Source organism: Flavobacterium denitrificans DSM 15936, assembly GCF_000425445.1.
Lineage (GTDB): Bacteria > Bacteroidota > Bacteroidia > Flavobacteriales > Flavobacteriaceae > Flavobacterium > Flavobacterium denitrificans.
This window is the reverse complement of the sequence record NZ_KE384379.1, coordinates 1-23,000: the sequence shown is the minus strand read 5'-3', so window position 1 is coordinate 23,000 and position 23,000 is coordinate 1. Positions and strand designations below refer to the sequence as shown.

General features: G+C 35.7%; 16 protein-coding genes. 3 read left to right on the top strand and 13 right to left on the bottom strand.

The window, feature by feature from the left end; all coding sequences use genetic code 11:
- Window positions 1-15: 15 nt before the first annotated feature.
- From H600_RS0119725 to dinB, 3 genes are all read right to left on the bottom strand, one after another.
- Window positions 16-1,401 carry an exonuclease domain-containing protein gene (locus tag H600_RS0119725; RefSeq protein WP_026730409.1) on the bottom strand — a complete coding sequence of 462 codons (1,386 nt, stop codon included), beginning with the start codon at window positions 1,399-1,401 and terminating at the stop codon, window positions 16-18.
- A gap of 184 nt (window positions 1,402-1,585) precedes the next feature.
- Window positions 1,586-4,639 carry a DNA polymerase III subunit alpha gene (locus H600_RS0119720; RefSeq protein WP_026730408.1) on the bottom strand — a complete coding sequence of 1,018 codons (3,054 nt, stop codon included), beginning with the start codon at window positions 4,637-4,639 and terminating at the stop codon, window positions 1,586-1,588.
- On the bottom strand, window positions 4,639-5,820 hold the full coding sequence (gene dinB / locus H600_RS0119715) for a DNA polymerase IV (protein ID WP_026730407.1): 1,182 nt from the start codon (window positions 5,818-5,820) through the stop codon (window positions 4,639-4,641). Before dinB ends, H600_RS0119720 begins: the two co-directional genes overlap by 1 nt.
- Before the next feature lie 87 nt (window positions 5,821-5,907).
- On the opposite strand from dinB, the gene H600_RS0119710 reads away from it, so the two are divergent.
- Window positions 5,908-6,681 (top strand): XRE family transcriptional regulator, encoded by a 774-nt coding sequence (locus tag H600_RS0119710; RefSeq protein WP_026730406.1) that lies wholly within the window; start codon window positions 5,908-5,910, stop codon window positions 6,679-6,681.
- A 221-nt stretch (window positions 6,682-6,902) separates the two neighbouring features.
- On the opposite strand, the gene H600_RS0119700 is transcribed toward H600_RS0119710, so the two are convergent.
- From H600_RS0119700 to H600_RS0119660, 10 genes are all read right to left on the bottom strand, one after another.
- Complete coding sequence (locus H600_RS0119700; protein ID WP_026730405.1) at window positions 6,903-7,664, bottom strand: phosphatase PAP2 family protein; 762 nt, start codon at window positions 7,662-7,664, stop codon at window positions 6,903-6,905.
- A 332-nt stretch (window positions 7,665-7,996) separates the two neighbouring features.
- Complete coding sequence (locus H600_RS0119695; RefSeq protein WP_026730404.1) at window positions 7,997-9,715, bottom strand: ATP-binding protein; 1,719 nt, start codon at window positions 9,713-9,715, stop codon at window positions 7,997-7,999.
- A gap of 135 nt (window positions 9,716-9,850) precedes the next feature.
- Complete coding sequence (locus H600_RS0119690; protein ID WP_026730403.1) at window positions 9,851-10,972, bottom strand: histidine kinase; 1,122 nt, start codon at window positions 10,970-10,972, stop codon at window positions 9,851-9,853.
- 148 nt (window positions 10,973-11,120) lie between these two features.
- On the bottom strand, window positions 11,121-12,200 hold the full coding sequence (locus H600_RS0119685) for a porin (RefSeq protein ID WP_026730402.1): 1,080 nt from the start codon (window positions 12,198-12,200) through the stop codon (window positions 11,121-11,123).
- A 480-nt stretch (window positions 12,201-12,680) separates the two neighbouring features.
- Window positions 12,681-13,232 carry a K(+)-transporting ATPase subunit C gene (locus H600_RS0119680; RefSeq protein ID WP_026730401.1) on the bottom strand — a complete coding sequence of 184 codons (552 nt, stop codon included), beginning with the start codon at window positions 13,230-13,232 and terminating at the stop codon, window positions 12,681-12,683.
- 124 nt (window positions 13,233-13,356) lie between these two features.
- On the bottom strand, window positions 13,357-15,414 hold the full coding sequence (kdpB, locus tag H600_RS0119675; RefSeq protein WP_026730400.1) for a potassium-transporting ATPase subunit KdpB: 2,058 nt from the start codon (window positions 15,412-15,414) through the stop codon (window positions 13,357-13,359).
- A 271-nt stretch (window positions 15,415-15,685) separates the two neighbouring features.
- Entirely contained in the window at window positions 15,686-17,407 is a 1,722-nt protein-coding gene (gene kdpA, locus H600_RS0119670) for a potassium-transporting ATPase subunit KdpA (protein ID WP_026730399.1), read from the bottom strand.
- Between the two features lie 84 nt (window positions 17,408-17,491).
- A complete protein-coding gene (kdpF, locus tag H600_RS22790) occupies window positions 17,492-17,569 on the bottom strand; it encodes a K(+)-transporting ATPase subunit F (protein WP_073099479.1) in 78 nt (25 codons plus the stop codon).
- A gap of 180 nt (window positions 17,570-17,749) precedes the next feature.
- Complete coding sequence (locus H600_RS0119665; RefSeq protein WP_026730398.1) at window positions 17,750-18,031, bottom strand: DUF7674 family protein; 282 nt, start codon at window positions 18,029-18,031, stop codon at window positions 17,750-17,752.
- 281 nt (window positions 18,032-18,312) lie between these two features.
- Window positions 18,313-19,659, bottom strand: coding sequence for a sigma-54-dependent transcriptional regulator (locus H600_RS0119660; protein WP_026730397.1), 1,347 nt, complete (start codon window positions 19,657-19,659; stop codon window positions 18,313-18,315).
- A gap of 521 nt (window positions 19,660-20,180) precedes the next feature.
- Here H600_RS0119660 and H600_RS0119650 point away from each other — a divergent pair.
- Window positions 20,181-21,032, top strand: a complete 852-nt coding sequence (locus tag H600_RS0119650) for a polysaccharide deacetylase family protein (RefSeq protein ID WP_026730395.1) — start codon at window positions 20,181-20,183, stop codon at window positions 21,030-21,032.
- A gap of 95 nt (window positions 21,033-21,127) precedes the next feature.
- Window positions 21,128-22,144 carry an LLM class flavin-dependent oxidoreductase gene (locus H600_RS0119645; RefSeq protein WP_026730394.1) on the top strand — a complete coding sequence of 339 codons (1,017 nt, stop codon included), beginning with the start codon at window positions 21,128-21,130 and terminating at the stop codon, window positions 22,142-22,144.
- The last annotated feature ends 856 nt before the right edge of the window (window positions 22,145-23,000 follow it).

Genomic DNA, 23,000 nt, shown 5'->3' with positions numbered 1-23,000 from the left:
GAATCTGAAAACAGATTAGTTTTGATCCAATAATGGTTTATTGAAGAATACTTTTCTCGGATTTTTTTCTGCATAAGAAAAAATCAATTGCTCGATATATTGATTGCTTTTATAAGGCGTAACGTAATTTTTAACCTCTGAAGGCTCATGAATCGAAACATCAGAAGGTAGGTATCCCATACCGTAAAAATGTCCGTTTTCAATCCAAACGCAACTGCGCTCTTCTTTTGATTTCCCTTTGTCGATAATGGCAAAAGTGGGTCTGTTGTTTAACAAATAATCAATGGCATTATCGACTTGTGCGTTATGTATGATAACATCAGGCAAGGTTTGTGGATTATTATTCTGAAATAATTCTCCTTCTTCAGGTTTTGAATATTTACAGAAACGATGATCGATTTCAAAACGTTCGGCCAGACTTCGTAGTACATTAATGCCTTCGTACAGAGTACTGAATTCATGGATACAGACCTGAAATTTACTCACTTTGCCAATCGCAAGATATTTATAGCCATTTCTGGCTTCATACTGATAAATTCCAAATTTGGCTTCAAAACGTTTTAAAGCTCTGTTATAAGTTGGCCAGAGTTTTTTGATTTCGGTACATTCCAGCAAAAGCGCCATTAATTCGGTAGCACAGACTTCAAAAGAAATTCCGTGAATGTCTCTTAAAAAGTGCTGTCTCTGCGGATTAATATTATTTCCGCTGAAATGAGAAGAAACTCGTTTTTTTAAATTAATTGCTTTTCCAACATAAATTACCTTTTTTGCTTGATTATAGAAATAATAGACTCCAGGTTTTTCGGGTAAATTATTAAAATCGTCTGGCGGAAGATTAGGAGGCAAACGCTGGTCTTGAGCTGTTTTTTTGATCATTTTTTCAATTTCTCCTGCATCATCCCATTCCATTAAAAGAGAAAAAAGTAGGGCAGTAGCATCGGCATCTCCGCCAGCTCGGTGTCGATTTTCTAAAGAAATATTCAACGAATTGCAAAGATTTCCTAAACTATAAGAACCCAATCCCGGTTTGATTTTTCGTGCTGCACGAACTGTGCAAAGCTTTTTCGCCGACCATTTAAAACCGGCTTGTTCCAGTTGATGATGAACAAATGAATAATCGAAATTGACATTGTGCGCCACAAAAATGCGATCTGTAAGCATGTCGAGAACTTTCTCTGAAATGTCATCAAAGATTGGCGCATTTGCTACCATTTCATTATTAATACCTGTTAATCCAAAAATAGATAGAGGTATATCTTTTTGAGGATTTACCAATGTTTCATAACGATCAATTACATTTTTACCATCATGAATAATGATCGCAATTTCAGTAATGCGACTTCCACTGGCATTTCCGCCTGTGGTTTCAATATCGACTATAGCATATTCCGTATTTTTCATCTTTATATAACGTAAGTTGTTCTTTAGTTATTTAATTTTTAACATATTGTTTACGAGTTTATTAAGCTTGTTTTTTTAATCTCGCAAAGACGCAAAGGCGCTAAGTTTTTTTCTTTTTAAGTCTTTGTAAATAAAACTTTGCGTCTCTGCGACTTTGCGAGCAATTTTCGGCGTTTAATAAAAATTAAAACTTCATCCTATGTCGCGGCAAATTAATTTCATGTCCTGATGGATAAGGTTTTCTGTGTGTAAGGCTTATATCTTCTTTAATCTGGTTTTGTGTTCGGTATTGATCTTTAGCATCCATATAACGCGGATCGGGAATAAAAGGCATCTTTGCCATTTTGGTTATTGTGATGGTCGGGAAATGATAATCGACTTCAACATTTCCTAATAAAAGATAACAGCCTCCACCCTGAAACGGATGTTTTGCAAGACTATCCGGAAAATGTGCCGTATCAAAATAAGTGCCTTCATGATCAATCCAGGTTCCAAAATACATGGTGCCTTTTTTTGTAGGGACGTGTTTTCTGGAAATGAGATAAGCCAGCATTCTAACCTGTTTTTTATGATATTTTACTAAATCTTTGGCCATAATATCGCCACGGTGTTTGGTTTGTAAAAGATCAAAAACAGTGCATGAAACAGGAAAACTTAAAAGCTCAATTTCATCAAAAGCATCTTCAAAAACGGAACGTTCCAATTTTGGAAGTTTGTATTCTTTAACGGGTTCTTGCAGTAATTTCAAATCTCTATTTTCAGGTTTAAAATTGTTCAAAAGGAGACTGGCAGTTACCAAAAGCTGATTTTTTGTTTTTCCTGTAAAACGAAAAGCATCAATAAAAATCAGCGTTTTAACGCCTTCAATCCCAATTGGAATTCGGTTGATAAAATCTTCCAGAGAATTAAAATCCCCTTTTTTATTTCGATCTTCTTCAATTAAATGAGCAATTTTAGATTCTAGACTCTGAATGTGCATAAAACCGAGATAAATATCGGTACCATATAAAGTCGTTTGATATTCGCTTTTATTCACACACGGATTATGAATCGTTCCGCCAGACATTCTTGCTTCGTGTACATACACTTCGGTTCTGTAAAATCCGCCCTGATTGTTGATTACCGCTGTCATGAATTCAACAGGATAATTGACTTTCAAGTATAAACTCTGATAACTTTCGACCGCATAAGAAGCTGAGTGTGCCTTGCAGAAAGAATATCCTGCAAAAGATTCAATCTGACGATAAATTTCCTGACTCAAAGTTTCGGGATGCCCTTTTTGAGCACAGCTCGCAAAGAAATTATCTTTTACTTTCTGAAGTGCTTCTAGAGATCTTCCTTTTCCCGACATGGCGCGACGAAGAATATCGCCGTCAGGAGCGGGAAGTCCACCGTAATGCTGGGCAATTTTAATGACATCTTCCTGATAAACCATAATGCCGTAAGTTTCGCCAAGATGTTCTTTGAAAACCTCATGAAAATATTCAAACTGCGTTGGATTATTATGGCGAAAAATATATTCTTTCATCATTCCCGATTGTGCAACGCCGGGACGAATAATAGACGACGCGGCGACGAGAATTTTATAATTGTCACAATTTAAACGGCGTAGTAAACCACGCATAGCCGGACTTTCGATATAAAAACAGCCAATCGTATGTCCTTTTGCTAAATAAGAATTGCAAACCGCTTCGTTTTTAGAAATGGAAGTATCGCGAATATTAACTTTTATGCCTCGGTTTTTGGCAATCAGTTTTACGCTGTCATCAATATGTCCGATACCGCGCTGACTTAAAATATCAAATTTGTCAAAACCAATTTCCTCGGCAATATGCATATCAAAAAGTGCGATCGGAAAACCTTTTGGAGGCATTTCAAGAGGCGTATAATTGGTAATTGGTTCTTCAGAAATTAAAATCCCGCAGGCATGCATGCTTCGTTGATTGGGATATTTTTCCATCATTTGTCCATATTCCTGAACCAATTTTACAATTTTATTGGTTGGATGAAGTTCTTCCGGATTTTTCGCCAAAAGATCTAATTCTTCTTTAGGAAGACCAAAAACTTTTCCGACTTCTCTAAAAATAGAACGGTATTTAAACTCCACATTTGTACCGCAAAACGCAACATGATTTTTGCCGTATTTTCCAAAGATATATTCTAAAATGGTGTTGCGTTCCTGCCAACTCCAATCAATGTCAAAATCAGGTGGTGTTTTGCGGTTGAGGTTTAGAAAACGTTCAAAATACAAATCTAGTTCAATAGGGCAGATGTCCGTAATTCCGAGACAATAGGCGATGATGCTGTTGGCACCGCTTCCGCGTCCAATATGCATAAAACCCTTACTGTTGCTGTATTGGATAATGTCCCAAGTAATTAAAAAATAACCGCTGAATTCTAATTCGTCAATAACTTTTAACTCTTTTTCAACGCGAGCTTTTGCTTCAATATTTTCGTTTCTGTAACGTTTTTTAAATCCTTCCCAAGCCAATTCGGTTAGTTTTTCTAAATCTTTTTGACGGTTTTCAGTATAGAATTTTTTATTTCTTTTAGCTGAAAAATCATATTGAAAATTACAATCGTCAATGATACGTTGTGTATTTAAAATGATTTCAGGATATTTTTCATAAAAAGGCAGAATCGATGCTACAGGTTTCATCACATCAGAAACTTTGCAATAATCAGCTTCCGTAAGTTTCGATAAAATAATATTCGTATCAATAGCACGAAGCACTTTATGCAGATTGTATTCTTTTTTGATTCTAAAAGTTACAGGCTGTAAAATCACCATTTTGGAGATTTTATTTTTATGTTTTGAAGTCAGAAGACTTGAAACTTCTTCAGGACGAACTCCGATAAATTCATTTTCATAAAGCGTTTCTGGAGCATTTTCTAAAGTATAAATCACAAAAACCGATTCGAATTTTGGAGCACGTAAAGGCAAAGTTTCTCCACTGAAATTATGCTCCGTTAAAAAAACATTCATTTCTGCTAAACCTTCTGCATTTTTAGCGAGGCCAATATATCGGAATTCATGATTGTATCGAAATTCCATTCCAATCAAAGGCTTGATTTCTTTTTCCCGACACGCTTTTATAAAATCGTAAATTCCGGTAACGGTATTAATATCGGTCAATGCCATTGCTTTAATATCATGCAAAACGGCTTCGGCAATCAAATCCTTAAGCGGAATTGTGCCGTAGCGTAATGAATGGTAAGAATGACAATTAAGATACATTATTTCTTACGTTTTAAAATTTCGTCTTTGGTATTCGGTTTAAAATGAGCTCCGGCACAACGCATTACGGCATCAAAACCATAACGACTTTTCATTTTGTCCATCGCTTCATAAAGTGATAACATTTCCTGAGTATCCTCAAAAAGATCAATTTGATATGTTCCGCGCACCAATCCGCTAAAGCGAACGCCAATCAGGCGCAGACGCATACGACGCTGATAGACTTTCTCAAAAAGTTCTATTACATTTTTGGTCAAAACATGATCGGCTGAAGTATAAGCTACTCGGCATTGTTTGGTTTCGGTATCAAAATTGGCGTAACGTATTTTGACTGTAACAGTTGAGGTCAGCCATTGTTCCGCACGAAGTTGGAAAGCTAGTTTTTCGACCATTCCTAATAATATTCTTCTCAGTTTGGCAAGATCGATAGTGTCTTGTGAAAAAGTAGTTTCGGTCGAAATTGATTTTCGTTCGGTATAAGGTTCAACAGGTGTATGATCAATTCCGTGAGCTTTTTTCCAAAGTTCCAGACCATTTTTACCAATCATCTGTTGTAAAACTTCGGCAGGCATTTCGGCCAAAGTCTGAATTTTACGAACGCCAATTCGGGACAAAAGCTGAAAAGTCACAGCGCCAACCATCGGGATTTTCTGAATCGAAAGCGGATTTAAAAAGTCTTGTACTTCTTGTTCCGGAATTTGAAGATTCCCAACTGGTTTGCCTTCGCCAGTCGCAATTTTAGAAACGGTTTTATTAATGGATAATGAAAAACTAATTGGAAGTCCGGTTTCTTTAATCACCTTTTGAGCTAGTTCATTTGTCCATTTATAACTTCCGTGAAATTTATCCATTCCGGTAATGTCCATATAAAATTCATCGATGCTCGCTTTTTCTAAAACAGGCGCTTTTTCCTGAAGAATTTCGGTTACATCATGCGACAATTGTGAATACAATTCCATGTCGCCTTTCATCACTTTTGCGTCTGGACAAAGTTTTAATGCCATACGAATTGGCATCGCAGAACGGACTCCATATTTACGGGCTTCATATGAACAAGAGGCCACAACGCCACGGTCTCCGCCACCGATAATAAGCGGAATTCCATTGAGTTCTGAGTTGGTGCGTCTTTCGCAGGATACAAAAAAGGTATCCAAATCCATATGTACAATTGCCCGTGCCATTTTCCTTTGTTTTTGTATGGAACAAAATTAGCACAGGTGATAACAATTTTTTGTATATTTGCTGTTCCAAATTATAACAAATTAATTATGTCCTTATTTTCAGACAACATCAGAGCACTAAGGGTTAAGCATAAAATATCACAAGAAAAATTAGCTGAAAACCTGAGTATTACAAGAGGAAGATACGTGAAATACGAAGACGGAACTTCGGAAGCACCGTATGACATTTTAAAGAAGATTGCATTATATTTTCATATGAGTATCGACTTGATATTATCTGTCGATATCCGTAAAATTGATGTGCAAAATTTGATAAAATTAGAAGGCAACCGACTTATTTTACCTATTCAAGTGGATAGTTTTGGAGAAAATTTTATTGAAATTGTCTCTCAAAAAGCAAAAGCAGGTTATCTAAACGGATATGCTGATCCAGAATATATTGAAAGTTTACAGCAGATTACACTTCCTTTTTTGGGACCAGGAAAACACCGCGGATTTCCCGTTGAAGGCGATTCAATGCCTCCACACGAAGATGGTTCTATTATTATTGGCCGTTATGTAGAAAAACTGGGAGAGGTTATGGATGGCAAAACCTATATTTTGATTACCAAAAATGAAGGAATGGTGTATAAGCGTCTCAATAAAAACAAAAAGAACGCTCTGGTTTTAGAATCGGACAATAGTTTTTATCCAAATTATGAAGTAAAAGCATCAGATATTCTGGAGATTTGGGAATACGAATGCAATATCGGTCGTTCGGATAAAAAACAAGAAACAACAGAAACTGGAGAAATGAAAGATTTGCTTTTAGAATTGAAACGTGAAGTTCGAGAGATTAAAAATAATACTTCGAATACATAAAAAGAGTTTTGCCACAGATTTGCTACGCCTGTTCGCTATCGCTCGAGTCACAGATTAAAAGGATTATTTTTTTTTCGCCACGAATTACACGAATTTTCACGAATTTTTTATTCAAAATATAATCAACATAATTCGTGAAAATTTGTGCAATTCGTGGCAAATAAATCTACACAAAGCGATTAAAAAATACTTTTAATCTGTTAAATCTGTGGCTAAAAAAACTAAAAGACTTTCGCAAAGCTCAACCCATATTGCTGTCCATTATAAAAAGGCATTATCATAGAAGTCGATTTGTTTTCGGCTGATGATTTGAATAACTTTTTAGTAATATATGGATTAATCCAATAAGCAATTTTGGTACTCAAAATCCCAATTCCGGCTCCGGCAGCCACATCGGTTAACCAATGGCGATTGTTGTAAATTCTAAATAATCCCGTTCCGGTTGCGACGGCATAACCTGCAATTCCGTACCAAATCGATTTGTCTTTATATTCTTGGTATAAAAATTCGGCGCCCATAAATGCAGTTGCAGTGTGTCCGGAAGGGAAGGAGTTGTTTGAACTTCCGTCAGGCCTTTCTACATGTGAAATCGATTTTAAGCCTAAAACCGTTGTCGCCATAATCGCATATGAAGTCACAAGTATTACAGAACGATCGCGCATATTATTTTTGCCTTTTACGCCAAAAGCATTCAGCGCATAAACAGATACGGCAGGTGCGTACTGAGAAAAATCATCAATGGTGACTTTCTCGTCAATGTCTTCAGTAACCTCATCTTTAATCTGGTGATTAAAACTCAAAAGCTGATCACTTTCTAAACCAATTACGCCATAACCAATTAATACACTTGGAATAATTAATTGCTTATAATTGAATTTTAAATTATGAGAAGTACTGTCAATTTTTGTAATCGAATCATTTTGTTGTGCATTCGCAGAAAATAATCCGAATAGAAATAGTAGAGAAACTGTTTTGTAAAACATCTTTCGTTGTCGTTATATTTTGCAATAGTAACGAATGTTCGAAGCTGGTATTTTGCTCTTAACTGAACCTTAAGCGAACTTTAATTTGTTGGGTTTAATTAGGGTAATTGAATTAAGATTGGCTAAATTTTATTTATTCAGATTGTTGATTTTAAGTAAATAAAGTCCCAGCGGGACGATATATTTATAGAAAATTTATTAGATGCGTTTTTTAAGCCCCAGCGGGGTGAAATATATCGCTCCGCTGGAGCTTATTATCAATGTGAATCAAATTAGCTATAAATATCTCGCTTCTCTGAAGCTCTTTTAATGATTCACAATTCACAATTTATCTAAATTTTCAACGAAAACCAAAACGTACTCCCCAATCCCAAATTACTCTCAACACCAACACTTCCATTTTGAGCTTCAATAAATTCTTTGCTAATAGCTAAACCCAATCCCGTTCCGGATTTCTGACTTCCCGGTACCTGAAAATATTTATCAAAAACTTTGTCTTTATATCGTGTGTCAATTCCTTTTCCAGTATCGATAACCTGAAATACAATTTGATTTAGTTCTTTTTTAAGTTTGATGTGAATGGTACTTTTTTCAGAAGAATACCGAATCGCATTCGACAAATAATTAATCAAAACCCAACCTGTTTTTTCGCTGTCGGCTTTTACGTCTTCTAGATTTTCATCGGCATCAATAACCAGTTTGATTTGTTTTTGTTCCGCCTGAACTTTTACCGCTTCAACAGCATAATTTACAATCTCATGCGGATTACTTTTTTCGATATTCAGCTGAATATTTCCAGTTTCTAACTGCGATAGATTAAGCAATTCGCCTGTAATTTTCAATAAGCGCTGACTATCATCTTTTATACTTTCGACCAATTGTTTCTGATCATCGTTCATGTCGCCTGTTTTTTCATTTTCAAGCAATTTCAGACTTAATTTTATCGAGGCAATTGGTGTTTTTAATTCGTGTGAAACGGTGGCAATAAAATTGGTTTTGGCAAAATCCAGTTCTTTAAAAAGCGTAATATTTCGCAGAATAATAACATCGCCAATATTGATTTCTTTTTCTTCTCCTGTTGGAATTATCGTGATATTCAGAATTTCCTTTTCGAAATAACTTTCTTTTCCGTGTGCATAAATTTTAAGCGGTTGTTTTTTAGCAGAATCTGAATCCTCTTTTAAAATCAAAGACCGAATCAAATCATTCGACAAGGCTAGAGTAGAAGCCGATTTCCCAATAACATCTTCCAGTTTTAAACCAACAATTTTCAGCGCTTCATCATTGGCAAACAAAACAGTATTTTCATGGTCTAAACCAATAATTGGATCGTTCATATTATTGATAAGCGTTTCAAGGCGTTTCTTTTCGAAGAAGAGTTTGTACAAATTACTGTCGTTATATTCCTGAAGTTTCTGCGCCATCGTATTAAACGATTTGGCCAAATCTCCAAATTCGCTATGACTTGTAAAATGAACACGCTCTGAATAGTTTTTATTCGCAATTTCCTTAATACTCAGCGTCAATTCCTTTATTGGGTTTGCAATATTATTTGGGAGATTAACTAATAAATTAAAAGCAATCAAAAAGCATAAACTTCCCACAATGGCAATCCATAAATTAGCATTTTCGGCGGTATGTTTGGCAATATCGCTTTTCTGTTTTATCGCGTCCAGATTCAGTTTCATAATCGCAAAAATATCCTGTCTGATTTTTGCTTTTATGGTTTCGTTTGCTCCGTTTTGTTCTAAAAGTGTAAAACTTTTTTCAAGGTTTTCGGTTGCTTCTTTTTCTCCAGGTTCGGTAACATTTTGCGTTTGTTTTTCAAGATATTTCTTGAAAACATGAATCTTGCTATCAGGGCTCGCTTTAATTTCATCCAAAGACAAAATCATATTTCGCGAATATTCCAGCGTATTATAATTCGCTTTCAGAATATTCTCGGTATCTGCTTTTATCAAAAAAACAGAATAACCGCTCACTAACGAAAGTATGATGATCATTAAAAATAACAATCCAACTCCCAGATTCAATTTGGTTTTAATTCTCATGACGTTTATTTAAAAACAAGTTTTTTATTTGAACCATTAAGATATTAAGGAAATTAAGTTTTGAACTTAATGAAACTTACAAAGAGAAAATTAAGCATAGCCTTTATTTTCTTAATATCTTAATGGTTAGAAAAATTACGACAGTATTACAAGATCAACATTTGACAACGACAGTTTGTTTAGCAAACGCCTGAAAATTGTTGTAGACAAAATTACTTTAAATAAATTCAAATGCGGTTTCCCGATACAGACCGTTGTAATTTGTTTTTCTTCAACTGTTGCCAAAATCGCGTCGGTAATATTTTTGTTTTCCAGTTTAATAACTTCTGCGCCTAATTGCACAGCGAGTTTAAAGTTATTAATTAAATGTCTCTGTTTGTCCAAAGCAATTTTATTACTGCTTTCCTGCGGAGTTTCTACATATAAAACATACCACAATCCGTTATAATAACTGGAGAGTCTTGCTGTTTTTCTAATCACAATTTTAGCCGTTTTATCATTACTGCTAATGCAGGCCAAAAGTTTCTCATGTCGTAAAGCATGAAGATTCGGAACTTCATTTTCGACTTTTCGAACGACCTGACTCGCTACTTCTTTCAAAGCCAATTCCCGAAGTTGTAAAATCTGTTCCGATTTAAAAAAGTTCGTTAAAGCCGTCTGAATTTTATCTGGAGTATAAATTTTTCCTTCTTTCAAACGCGCAATCAAATCTTCAGATGTCAAGTCGATATTCACGACTTCATCCGCCAATCGTAAAACATTGTCCGGAATACGTTCCTGAACATCAATGTTTGTAATTCGTTTTACATCTTCATTTAAACTTTCAATATGCTGAATATTCACAGCCGAAATCACATTAATTCCAGCTTCCAGAATTTCTAAAACATCCTGCCAGCGTTTTTCATTTTTGCTTCCTTCAACGTTTGTATGCGCCAGTTCATCAACAATAACCACTTCGGGACGAAGATTAATAATCGCCTGAACATCGAGTTCTTCCAATTCTTTTCCTTTATAAAAAATAGTCCGTCTCGTAATTATCGGCAAACCCGCTAATAATTCATGCGTTTCCTTTCGCATGTGCGTTTCGATGTAGCCGATTTTCACATCGATTCCGTTTTTCAATAACGAATGCGCTTCCTGAAGCATACGAAAAGTCTTTCCCACACCGGCACTCATTCCAATGTAGATTTTAAACTTACCTTTTCGTGATTTCTGAATCAAATCGAGAAAGTGCTGTGCGTTATTTTCGTTTTCCATATTTTTTGGTTTAACCATTAAGAGATTAAGGAAGTTAAGCTTTTCTTTGTCTACAGAACATTAAGCTTAATGTTCTGTATTCTATATTAAAATGAGGTGCTAAAACTTAATTTTCTTAATCTCTTAATGGTAAAAAATCTTTTAATGGTTAGAAAGAAATCGCCAGCGAAGTCGTTACAAACGTATTCGTGTCCGTTGGAAGATTGTCTTTATTGGTGAAGATTTCGTCTTTACTTGAAAGATTTCTCGCTTCAATTCTAAACATAACATTATCAGTAACTAAGTAATCAAAGTTAGCCGAAAATCCGTAAGTTTTAAAACCATTTGGCGTTTCCGTCGCGGTAATCACACCTTTTTCATCACTATAATATTCACCTCTTACTGCAAGCTGAATCTTGTCAACTGGCTTGTATTGCAGAATCAAAACGGGCGAAAACCAAGTATCGTATTTATCACTTCCTTTAGCCGATTGCTGAGATCCGATATCAAAACCAGCTGTAATATTTGTCTTTTCCGTTACCTTAAACTGTCCGTAAAAGTTGTTGAAATAACGCCATTTTTTATCAATATCCGGTTGCTCATTTCCAACATAAGTACTCCAGTTCAAAGCAACCCGATCAGACGGTTTATAGGTAATTTGAGTTCCAAAAGCAGGCGTTTGATTGTCTTCTACTTTCTCAATTCTCTGCCAGCCATTTAAGTACATACCAGCCAAATACCATTCTCCAGATTCAGAAGTATAACCAATTTTAACTCCCGTTTCATAATAAGGAGAATTCTCAGCCAGAATACTTCTCGTTAAAGTCTGACAGTCTTTTCCAATCGCACTTTCAAAACCAATATGCGAAGGCATAATTCCCGCATCAACCCATAAATTATGGTTTTTCGAAATCTTCACACCAACATTCGCTTCATAAACATTTTTCAATAAACCCTGTTCAGCAGACATATTATATTCGGCATAAGTTCCCGCCATCAGGGCAAAATTTCCCCGAATGTTTTCTTTCGAATAATTTACTTTCGCCATTCCCAAATTCAGGTTTACCTCGTTGCTTTTATTATAGCTGTAAAAAAAGTTTGGCCGAGTATGATTTTCCGGTTTCCCGAAATCATAACTATAATAAGCGTCAACATATCCCGAAAATGTCAATGGACTTTTAGATGCTGACTGTGCTTGTAAATTGCTGTAACCAAAAGCGATTAAAGCGGTAAGTATTATTTTTTTCATTTTTGTGGTATTCTATTATTTATTAGTAGATTTTTTAGGAGCTAATCCCGCTATCTGTTTCAATCTTTTCCTGGCTAAAGAAGCCAGAAAAAGGATTTCCACTTCTATCGGGGCTAGGGCATTTGGGGTAAAAAGGCGTTTTCGTTTCCTGCAAGGTTTTTAAAACCTTGTAGGTATTTAATTTTAAAGGTTAGTTTTTATCGCTTAGTTTGTCATTCTGAGGAACGAGGACACGAGCGATAGCGAACTGGCGAAGCAATCTCCGCAAGAAACTCCGTATAGAAATTCGCCAATCTTTGTCGAGCTACTAACGAAGATTTCTCCTTCGTCGAAATGACAAGAATGCGCATAGAACAAGAATGAAAATTCGTATCAACTAGTCTATCATACCTGCAAGGTTTTAAAAACCTTGCAGGAGAAAAACTTAGAATCTCAGTATCTTAGTATCTTAGTATCTTAGAACCTTAGCATCTTAGAGTCTTAGCGAAGCGCATCCAAAGCCACATTCAATTCCAAAACATTCACTGTTTCAGGACCAACAACAGCAGTATTAATTTTAGATTCCACCAAAGATTTTATTTTAGTTTCATCCAGTTTTCTTTCTTTAGCAATTCGTTTCACCTGAATCAAAGCCCCTTGCGGAGAAATATTCGGATCTAAACCACTTCCAGAAGCCGTAACCATATCCGACGGAATATCAGATTTTTTCAAGTACGGATGAACCAATAAAAGCGTATCAATTCTTTTTTGAACCAAAACCAAATAATCGGCGTTGCTAGGACCTTTGTTGCTTCCGGCACTTCCCGCCGCATTATAATCAACAGCCGAAGGTCTTCCCCAGAAATAATTCGACTTATCGAACTTTTGTCCATTTTTTTGGTAACCAACCACTTTTCCGTTAACCGAAATCGTTTCTCCTTTTCCTTGATTTGGAGCAATTTGTGCGATTCCGTAAATCGCAAGAGGGTAAATAACTGCGAACAAGATTAAAGTAGCCACAGTAAGTTTTATTATAGAAAATAGATTTTTCATTTTTTTAAAGTTTCTAAGAGACTAAGTCTCTAAGTTTCTAAGTTTTTTTTAAATTCTGATTCGTTAAGTTTTTAAGACTCTAAGAAAAAAACTTAGAATCTTAGCAACTTAGCACCTTAGCATCTTACATGAAAAATGCTACCAGTAAATCAATTACTTTAATTCCGATAAAAGGAACAATCAATCCGCCAAGACCATAAATCAAAAGGTTTCTTTTTAAGATGGCACTAGCTCCAATTGGTCGGTAATCAACTCCTTTCAGCGCAAGCGGAATCAATATCGGGATGATAATCGCGTTGAAAATTACAGCCGATAAAATCGCACTTTCAGGACTATGCAAATGCATAATATTCAAACCTTGAAGCGCAGGAATCGCAGTAATAAAAAGAGCAGGAACAATAGCAAAATATTTCGCAACGTCATTTGCAATAGAAAAAGTAGTTAAAGTACCTCGAGTCATTAAAAGCTGTTTTCCAATTTCAACAATCTCGATTAATTTCGTTGGATCATTGTCAAGGTCGACCATGTTTCCGGCTTCTTTTGCCGCTTGAGTTCCGCTGTTCATCGCAACTCCAACATTGGCTTGAGCCAAAGCCGGAGCATCATTTGTTCCGTCACCCATCATGGCAACCAATCTTCCTTCAGCCTGTTCTTTTCTAATGTAATTCATTTTATCCTCAGGCTTAGCCTCGGCAATAAAATCATCAACACCTGCGGCTTCGGCAATAAATTTGGCCGTAAGCGGATTATCTCCTGTAACCATAACCGTTTTGATTCCCATTCGGCGTAGACGCTCAAAACGTTCTTTCATTCCAGTTTTGATAATATCCTGAAGTTCGATAACACCTTGAACTTCATTGTTTTTAATAACAACTAGTGGAGTTCCTCCGTTAGATGAAATCGTGATTACTTGTTGTGCAGTATCTTCAGGGAAAGAATTTCCAGCTTGCTGCGCAATATTTTTTGCAGTGTCCTGAGCACCTTTTCTAATATTAGTTCCGTCTTTTAATACTACTCCGGAAGTTCTGGTTTCGGCAGTAAATTTTATAGTATATGAAATATCAGAAGTAGTCTTTAAGAAACTTGCTTTCGTTTCATTTTTTACATCGATCATCTCACTTAGCTCGAGAATACTTTTCCCTTCCGGAGTATCATCAGCAAGCGAACTCAAAACAGCCGATTTCACGAAATCATCAAAAGAAATTCCTTTTGTTGGGTAAAAATTGGTTGCTTTTCGGTTTCCAATGGTAATAGTTCCGGTTTTATCCAAAAGCAATACATCAATATCTCCAGCAGTTTCAACCGCTTTACCCGATTTTGTAATTACGTTAGCTCGTAACGCTCTGTCCATTCCCGCAATACCAATCGCAGAAAGCAATCCTCCAATTGTAGTTGGAATCAAACAAACAAACAAAGCAATGAAAGCCGCAATCGTGATGGGTGCGTTGGCATAGTCGGCAAACGGTTTTAGCGTAACGCACACAATCACGAAGATTAAAGTAAATGCGGCTAATAAAATGGTTAAGGCAATTTCGTTTGGTGTTTTCTGACGGCTTGCACCTTCAACCAAAGCAATCATTTTATCTAAAAAGCTTTCGCCAGGTTCAGAAGTTACTTTTACTTTAATTTTATCAGATAATACTTTTGTCCCTCCGGTTACAGATGATTTATCTCCGCCAGCTTCACGGATTACAGGAGCACTTTCTCCGGTAATGGCACTTTCGTCGATTGTTGCCAGACCTTCGATAATTTCACCATCGGCAGCAATTAAATCACCGGCTTCGCAAACGAAAATATCGCCTTTTTTCAATGCTGAAGAACTGATGTTTTCAATTTCTCCGTTAGACAGAATCTGTCTTGCAGGAGTTTCTTCTCTTGTTTTTCTTAAACTGTCAGCTTGTGCTTTTCCTCTTGCTTCGGCAATGGCTTCGGCGAAATTGGCAAATAAAAGCGTTGCCAATAAAATTAAGAACACAATTAGGTTATAAGTAAAACTTCCCTGATCGTTTGCGCCCATTAATATCGAAATGCAGACAGCAAACATAATGGCTGTTCCAATTTCTACGGTAAACATTACCGGATTTTTGATCATCATTTTTGGGTTCAGCTTGACAAAAGACTGCAAGAATGCTTCTTTTACCTGTTTACTTTCAAACAATGATGTGGATTTATTAGTTGTCATTTTCTTGTAAAAAGTTAAATGTTATTTGTTAAATGTTATGCGCTAAAAACACATAGATTATAGAACATAGCCAGCGGTTTCAACCGCTGGGACGCAACGTATATCATAATCTTTGTCTCTGCAATTCGTTTCCCGTGGTTGAAACCACGGGCTATATTGAAATGCGAAGGATAAAATCGTTATTCTAACTATGTGTGAAAACGAGTTTTCTTTTTATTCTTTTTTACAGATTTAAATTCTATGTTTCTATGTGTTTAAAATATCCAGCATTTTATTTTAGTGTGAAAAACTCAGCCAAAGGTCCAAGTGCCAGCGCCGGAAAAAATGATAAAGCAGCGATAATGGCGATTACGGCAAAAGTCATGATTCCGAAAATTGATGTGTCGGTTTTTAAAGTTCCTGCACTTTCTGGAATGTATTTTTTATCTGCAAGTAAACCTGCAATTGCTAATGGACCAATGATTGGAATAAAGCGGCTTAGCAGTAATACAATTCCTGTAGTGATATTCCAGAACGGATTATTATCGCCTAAGCCTTCAAAACCAGAACCGTTATTGGCAGCGCTTGAAGTATATTCGTATAACATTTCTGAAAATCCATGGTTGCCAGGATTGTTTAACCAACCTGTTGCGTTGCCGCTAAACCAATAACCCATTGCAGTATCATACGCAGCAAAATAAGAAGCTAAAGCAGTTCCTGCCAATATTAATAAAGGATGAAGAATGGCAATAAAAGCAGCAATTTTAACTTCTCGAGCTTCGATTTTCTTCCCTAAAAATTCGGGAGTTCGACCAACCATTAGTCCGGAGATAAATACGGCTAGTATTATGAAAATATAGTAGTTTAGAATACCAACACCGCATCCACCGTAAAAGGCATTCACCATCATAGACAATAGCTGCATAGTGCCAGACATCGGCATAGAACTATCGTGCATACTGTTTACAGAACCTGTAGAAATTACCGTTGTAGCAATACTCCAGAAACCTGAAATTGCGGGCCCAAACCGAACTTCTTTTCCTTCCATCGCTCCAGTTGTCTGAGCGATTCCCATTTTTTCGATGGCAGGATTTCCGTTGATTTCACTCATAACTGTTGGAACAACCAAGAGTAAAAATCCAACCGTCATTACACCAAAAATAATGTTTGATAATTTTCTTTTGTTGAGGTAAAATCCAAGTGCAAAAATCATCGCAAACGGAATAATCATTTGTGCCCAAAGTTCAACTCCGTTAGTAAAATAAGTTGGGTTTTCTAATGGATGCGCTGAGTTGGCTCCAAAAAATCCGCCTCCATTTGTACCAATATGTTTAATAGCAATAAAGGCTGCAGCGGGTCCGCGCGAAACTTCAACATGATCACCTTGAAGCGTTGTAATAGCATCTTTTCCTTCAAAAGTCATAGGAGTGCCACTAAATACTAGTGCTACAGCTACAATTGCTGAAAGCGGCAATAAAATACGAGTACAGCTTTTGATGAAATAATTGTAAAAATTACCTAATTTTTCTGTTGTTCTTTCTTTCATTGCTGTAAAAATCATAGCGGCAGCGGCCATTCCGATACCAGCAGAAACAAACTGAAGGAACATCAAGACGATTTGTGAAAGGTAAGAAACGCCGCTTTCGCCTGAATAATGCTGTAAATTACAGTTTACAATAAATGAAATAGCCGTATTAAAAGCCAAATCCGGCGTCATTGAGGGGTTGTTATCCGGATTTAAAGGTAAAGATCCCTGAAACAACAAGACAAAAAAGCAAAGAAAGAACCAAACCGTATTAATGCTTAAAAGTGCTTTTAAGTGTTGTTTCCAGTTCATTTCTTCAGCCGAATTAATACCGCTGATTTTAAAAATAAGTTTTTCAATTGGATTGAAGATCGGGTCAAGAAGTGTTTTATCTCCTAAATAAACTTTAGCAATATATTTTCCTAAAGGAATCGCTAAAACAATAGTTAGGATAAAAATACCAATGACTCCTAATAATTCTGTGTTCATAATATGTGAGTTTTTGTAAAATGTAATTTGTAAAAGGAGAGCGACGCTTAACATCTAACATCTCACTTATAACTTTTTACATCATTAAAATTTTTCGGGTTTGATTAATACATAAATCAAATACACGAAAACAGCGATTGAAATAATAAATAGTGCAGTCATGATTTAGATATTTTCAAAGAATTCAACAGAAAGAAAACAAATGGCAAACAGCACAACGGCCAGCCCGATTAAAAGAAATGCGATCATAGGAGATTATTTTAGATTTTAGACCCGATAGCTATCGGGATAGATTTAAGTTTTTTTCGATTAAACAATTAAACAGTTAACCGATTAAACTTTTTAAACACCAGAGGCATTAACCTGCTTGATATATTCCGCTTTAAGTGTTTGCGGAAATAAATGAGAAATATTGCAGTGGCGCACTTCCATAAAAGAAGAAACCGAGAAAACATACACATTAGAAATGGCGTTTTTAGTTTCGATACTTCCTGTAATAAACAAGCGTTCGGCAAGAGCAAGGCATTTTTTTGCACGAACGATGTTTCCAGAAATAATAGATTTTTTGGTTATCTCAGCAAACCGTTCGGCTTGTTTGTAGATTGAGGTTACTTGATTTTTCATTTGGAATGAATTTTTAATGTTCTCTCTCCTTATGCCAAAATATGTTCCGAAAAAATGAAGTTATAGCTAAAGTGTTGTCAATAAAAGGAATGTAGTTTTGTGCCAAAAATCAGGCATAAAAAAAGCCTATCAAAATGATAAGCTTTTATTGAAATGATAAGGTTTATGTTGAGAATCTACGTTTCCTGCAAGGTTTTCAAAACCTTGTAGGTATTCTATTTAAGTATAAAGTTCCAATTATTTAAAATCTAAACCTACAAGGTTTTGAAAACCTTGCAGGATCACGGCTGTATATTATATTCTTCGAGTTTTCTGTATAAAGTCGCAATCCCAATTTCTAATAATCGAGCCGTTTCAGCTTTATTCCCTTTTGTATAATTCAAAACCTTTTGAATATGCAATTTCTCAACACTTTGCATCGAGAAAGCTGACATTGGTTTTGAATTATTCTCAGTTTGATGTTGCATTTCATAAGGCAAAACATCCGAAGTCAAAATATCGCCACTACTCAAAATAACTGATCTTTCGATGACATTTTTTAATTCACGAATATTTCCCGGCCAAGAATAATTTTCTAATTTTTGAAGAAAATCGTCACTGATCGTTAATGCTTTTTTATTCGTTTTTTCAGAAAATTGTTTAACGTAATAATTCGCCAAAAGCGGAATATCTTTAACTCTTTCTCGCAAAGAAGGCAATTTAATTTCGAAGATATTCAAACGAAAATACAAATCAGAACGGAAACGATGTTCGTCACTTTCTGTTTTTAAATCACGATTTGTAGCGGCAATTAATCTGAAATTTGATTTTTTTGGAGTTGTGTCGCCAACCGCAATATATTCGGAAGTTTCTAAAACACGCAATAATTTCGCCTGAAGATCAATTGGCATTTCACCAATTTCATCCAGAAACAAAGTTCCTCCGTTTGCTTCTTCAATAAAACCCTTTTTATCTTTTACAGCTCCCGTAAAAGCGCCTTGTTTATGACCAAAAAGTTCGCTTTCTAAAATCTCTTTGGTGAAAGTACTGCAATTTAATGCTACAAAAGATTTCCCGACACGATTACTGTTTTCGTGAATAGCCTGCGCAAAAACTTCTTTTCCGGTTCCAGTTTCTCCCATAAGTAAAACAGTCGAATCTGTTTTTGCAACTTTCTGAGCGAGATCGATGACTTGTTCAATTCCTTTTGATTTTCCTATTATAGTAGTGAAAGAATATTTATCGTTTATACGTTTTTCGAGTTGCTGTACTTTCTTTTGCAAATGCACTTTTTCAACTGCTTTATATAGAAGCGGAATAATTTTATCATTATCGTCACCTTTTACAATATAATCAAAAGCACCATTTTTCATCGCCTGTACGCCGTCTGCAATATTTCCGAAAGCGGTTAAAAGAATAACTTCCGTCAAAGGAAAACTTCCTTTTATGTTTTGAAGAAAATCAACACCATTTCCGTCAGGGAGTTTTACATCGCACAAAACAACATCAATATCCGTTTGTTCCAGTTTCTTAAAACCCGATTTTAAATCTTTGGCTTCAAAAACTTCAAATCCTTCCGATTTTATAATACGTGCCAGCAGACTTCTCAGTTTTTCTTCGTCGTCTATAATTAAAATTTTGTATGTCATTTGCAGATAAGCTAAAACCGAACTGGTATTTTGATATACAAATTTAGGTTTAAAATCAGTTTCCTTTTTTGATTTAAAAGAAATTATTTTCAAAGCGAAATTGGTTTTAAAATTATTTCTTCGAAAAGAAATGTACTTTTAAGCAAAAATTGAAACCACATCATTTATGTTAAAACGCATTCTCCTTTCCATTATAATTTTCTTCGGATATTTTACTTGTTTTTCAAATCAAGTAATTCAAAAAGATTCTTCAAAATCAAAGACCATTTCATTTAAAATTAAATTAAAATCAGAAGAGAAGGTCAAAATCAAAGTTGCTCCTTTAAAATATAATAAACATTTCGCTTACAGTTTTACGCTCGATGATGGCTATCGATCAGCTTATTTGACGGCTTTCCCATTATTGAGGAAAAATCAGCAGTCCTGATGTAAACGAATGGAAAATCGATCAAGGTGGAGATGGAACAACTTCAAAAGGCCTTTTTTATTCGGATGGAATCGGAAATAAAATTCCGTTTAAATTGGCTTTAGCTGTTAATGGTGGGACAATTGGAGATTTTTCTGCATATCGAGGGCATCTTTCCTGGGCTGAGGTAAAGGAAATGTACGATGCGGGTTGGGATATTTTAAATCATAGTTTTCATCATTTCACAAAACCGGGAAGTAACTTTTTAACTGAAGTGACCGAAAACACAACTTCGATCAAACAAAATTTAAATTTCACCATGTCACATTTTATAGTTCCCGGTGGAGAAGGAGATCCAAACTATCGTTATGAGTATGAAAAAAACGCATTGGCAAACGGTCATTTTTCTGTTGCATCATACACGGGTGTGGGACCAATATTAAAAGTTGATTCGAAAGTCGAATTAGATAAAATGATTACCGCTCGAACTTTTGTGTTAAGTTCGAAAGATACAACTGATTTTAAAACAATGGATCGTTTTCTAAAAACGGTTGATTCTATTGCAAAATTTCCAACCCCAATTTGGTACAACGAATTCACGCACGGAACAGGAAATGGAAATCTATGGAATCTTAGTATGCGTTTTCCAGAATTCAAATATTATATGACTACGCTTGCCAATAAGTACGGATTAAAAGGGAATGACTCCATCTGGATGGCGCCATGGCAGGAAGTTTACGAATATATTTGGTTGCGAGACCGAATAAAAATCGATCTTCAACAGAAAAATAAGGAAGTAATCGTGACCATTGAGCTTCCAGAAATTCCTGAAATCTTTAGAAATCGAGATATTTCATTAAATATAGAAACTTCATCAAAATTTGAAATCGAATCAAATAAAGATTTAATTATAAAAGATGACGGTAAAACAAACCATAAATTAATTTATTTGAAATTGAAACAATAAATATTTGTAGCTACAAATATTATAATTCTATTAACATTAGAAAGCAAAGTGCATCAATATAAATGAGTTAATTTTGCACCTTAGCATTATTTTATATGAAAAACCCAATTTCAGTTTCAATATTAGAGCTTGCAATCATTACGCAAGACAGTAACGCATCAGAAACATTTAAAAAAACAAAAGACATCGCGCAATTAGCTGATAAACTCGGATACAAACGAATTTGGCTGGCAGAACATCATAATATGGCACACGTTGCAAGTACTGCAACAGTGGTTTTGATTGGTTATGTGGCAAGTCAAACAGAAAATATCCGCGTAGGTTCTGGCGGAATCATGTTGCCTAATCATTCACCTTTAGTAGTAGCTGAACAATTTGGAACACTTGAAACACTTTATCCAAACCGAATCGATTTAGGTTTAGGAAGAGCTCCTGGAACAGATCAGCCAACTGCCGAAGCTATTAGAAAAGACTTTTTTGAACAAGCACAACGTTTTCCGCAAAATGTAAGTAAACTTCAAGAGTATTTTTCAATTGAAAATGCCACAGGAAAAGTACGTGCATTCCCGGCCGAAGGATTAAAAGTCCCAATTTGGATACTAGGATCCAGCATGGAAAGCGCGGCTCTCGCAGCAGCTTATGGTTTACCTTATGCCTTCGCCGGACATTTTGCGCCAAAACTGATGATTCAGGCATTTGAATTCTATCGTGAAAATTTTGAGCCTTCGGAGTTTTTAGATAAACCAAAAACAATGGCTTGTGTCAATATAATTGCAGCAAACACAAATCAAGAAGCTGAATTGCTGTCTACAAGTTTGTACCAAATGTTTCTAAATTTAATTAGAAACGATCGTAAAGGTTTACAGCCACCAGTTACATCGCTCGATGATATTATGAATGAAGCAGAACGCTATCATGTTAATCAAATGACAGCTGGAACTTTTACAGGAAACAAGGAACAATTGATTACAGATTTAAAAAAGTTTATTAACTATGCCAACATTAATGAATTGATGGTTACAAGTCCTATTTTTGATCATGAAGCAAAATTGAAAAGCATTCAAATCACAAAAGAGGTGATTGACAGTTTAAATGAAGGCATACATATATAAGTATACATATATATATAAGAGTAGATTTCACTCGTGCAACCCGAAAGGTTTTTAAAGCCTGTCGGGTTTATTTTTTTATGCGTACATATATAGTATGTGATAGAACCAATTTGTATCCCAGTTTTCCGTAGAGGCTCACTGTAGTGCGTCTCCTCGTAACGCAGAAGCTTCAGAGAATCCAATTCTCTATTATATAATATGTATAAAATGTCAGGATGAGCGCCCTGTCCGTATGGTTTTGGAAGGAAGAAGGTTTTTTGATAGGAATTGGGATTTAAGTACTGTGATTTATTAGGAGCTTAATCCCGCTATCCGCTCCAATCTTTTGTGCCTCCCGATAGCTATCGGGACCGCCACAAAAAGGATTTCCTCCCGATGCCTCGGGACTATCGGGGCTAGGGGAGCTGTTTTCAGAAGAAATCCAGAGAAAGGAAGCCGGTTTTTGGGAGGAAACAGGGAAGAAGAAAGGAAGAAACTTTGCGTCTTTGCGCCTCTGCGAGACTGAAAACGGCCGAAAAGCAGATTCCAAAGCTTGATTTCTTGGCAGGAAAGAACGCTGAAGACTGGAAATTCAATAAAAAGCATAACGTAAAATGTGGCAAAACTATGAAAACCGCACTGTAATTCAGGAAAATCCTACGTATAGTGAAAAAAAAGTTGAATTGTAAAGAATCCGTTATCAGCGAGTTAGGAAAAAGATTGGAAAAAGATTGGAAAAAGATGAAAAAAACTCCATAAAAAAGCTTGCGCAACTGGAATTGTTGTGTACTTTTGCACCCGCAACAACGAAAGGCGTTCATTGAGAGACTGGCAAGCAAGGCAATCAAATCGGAAAAAAAATTCTGAAAAAAGATTG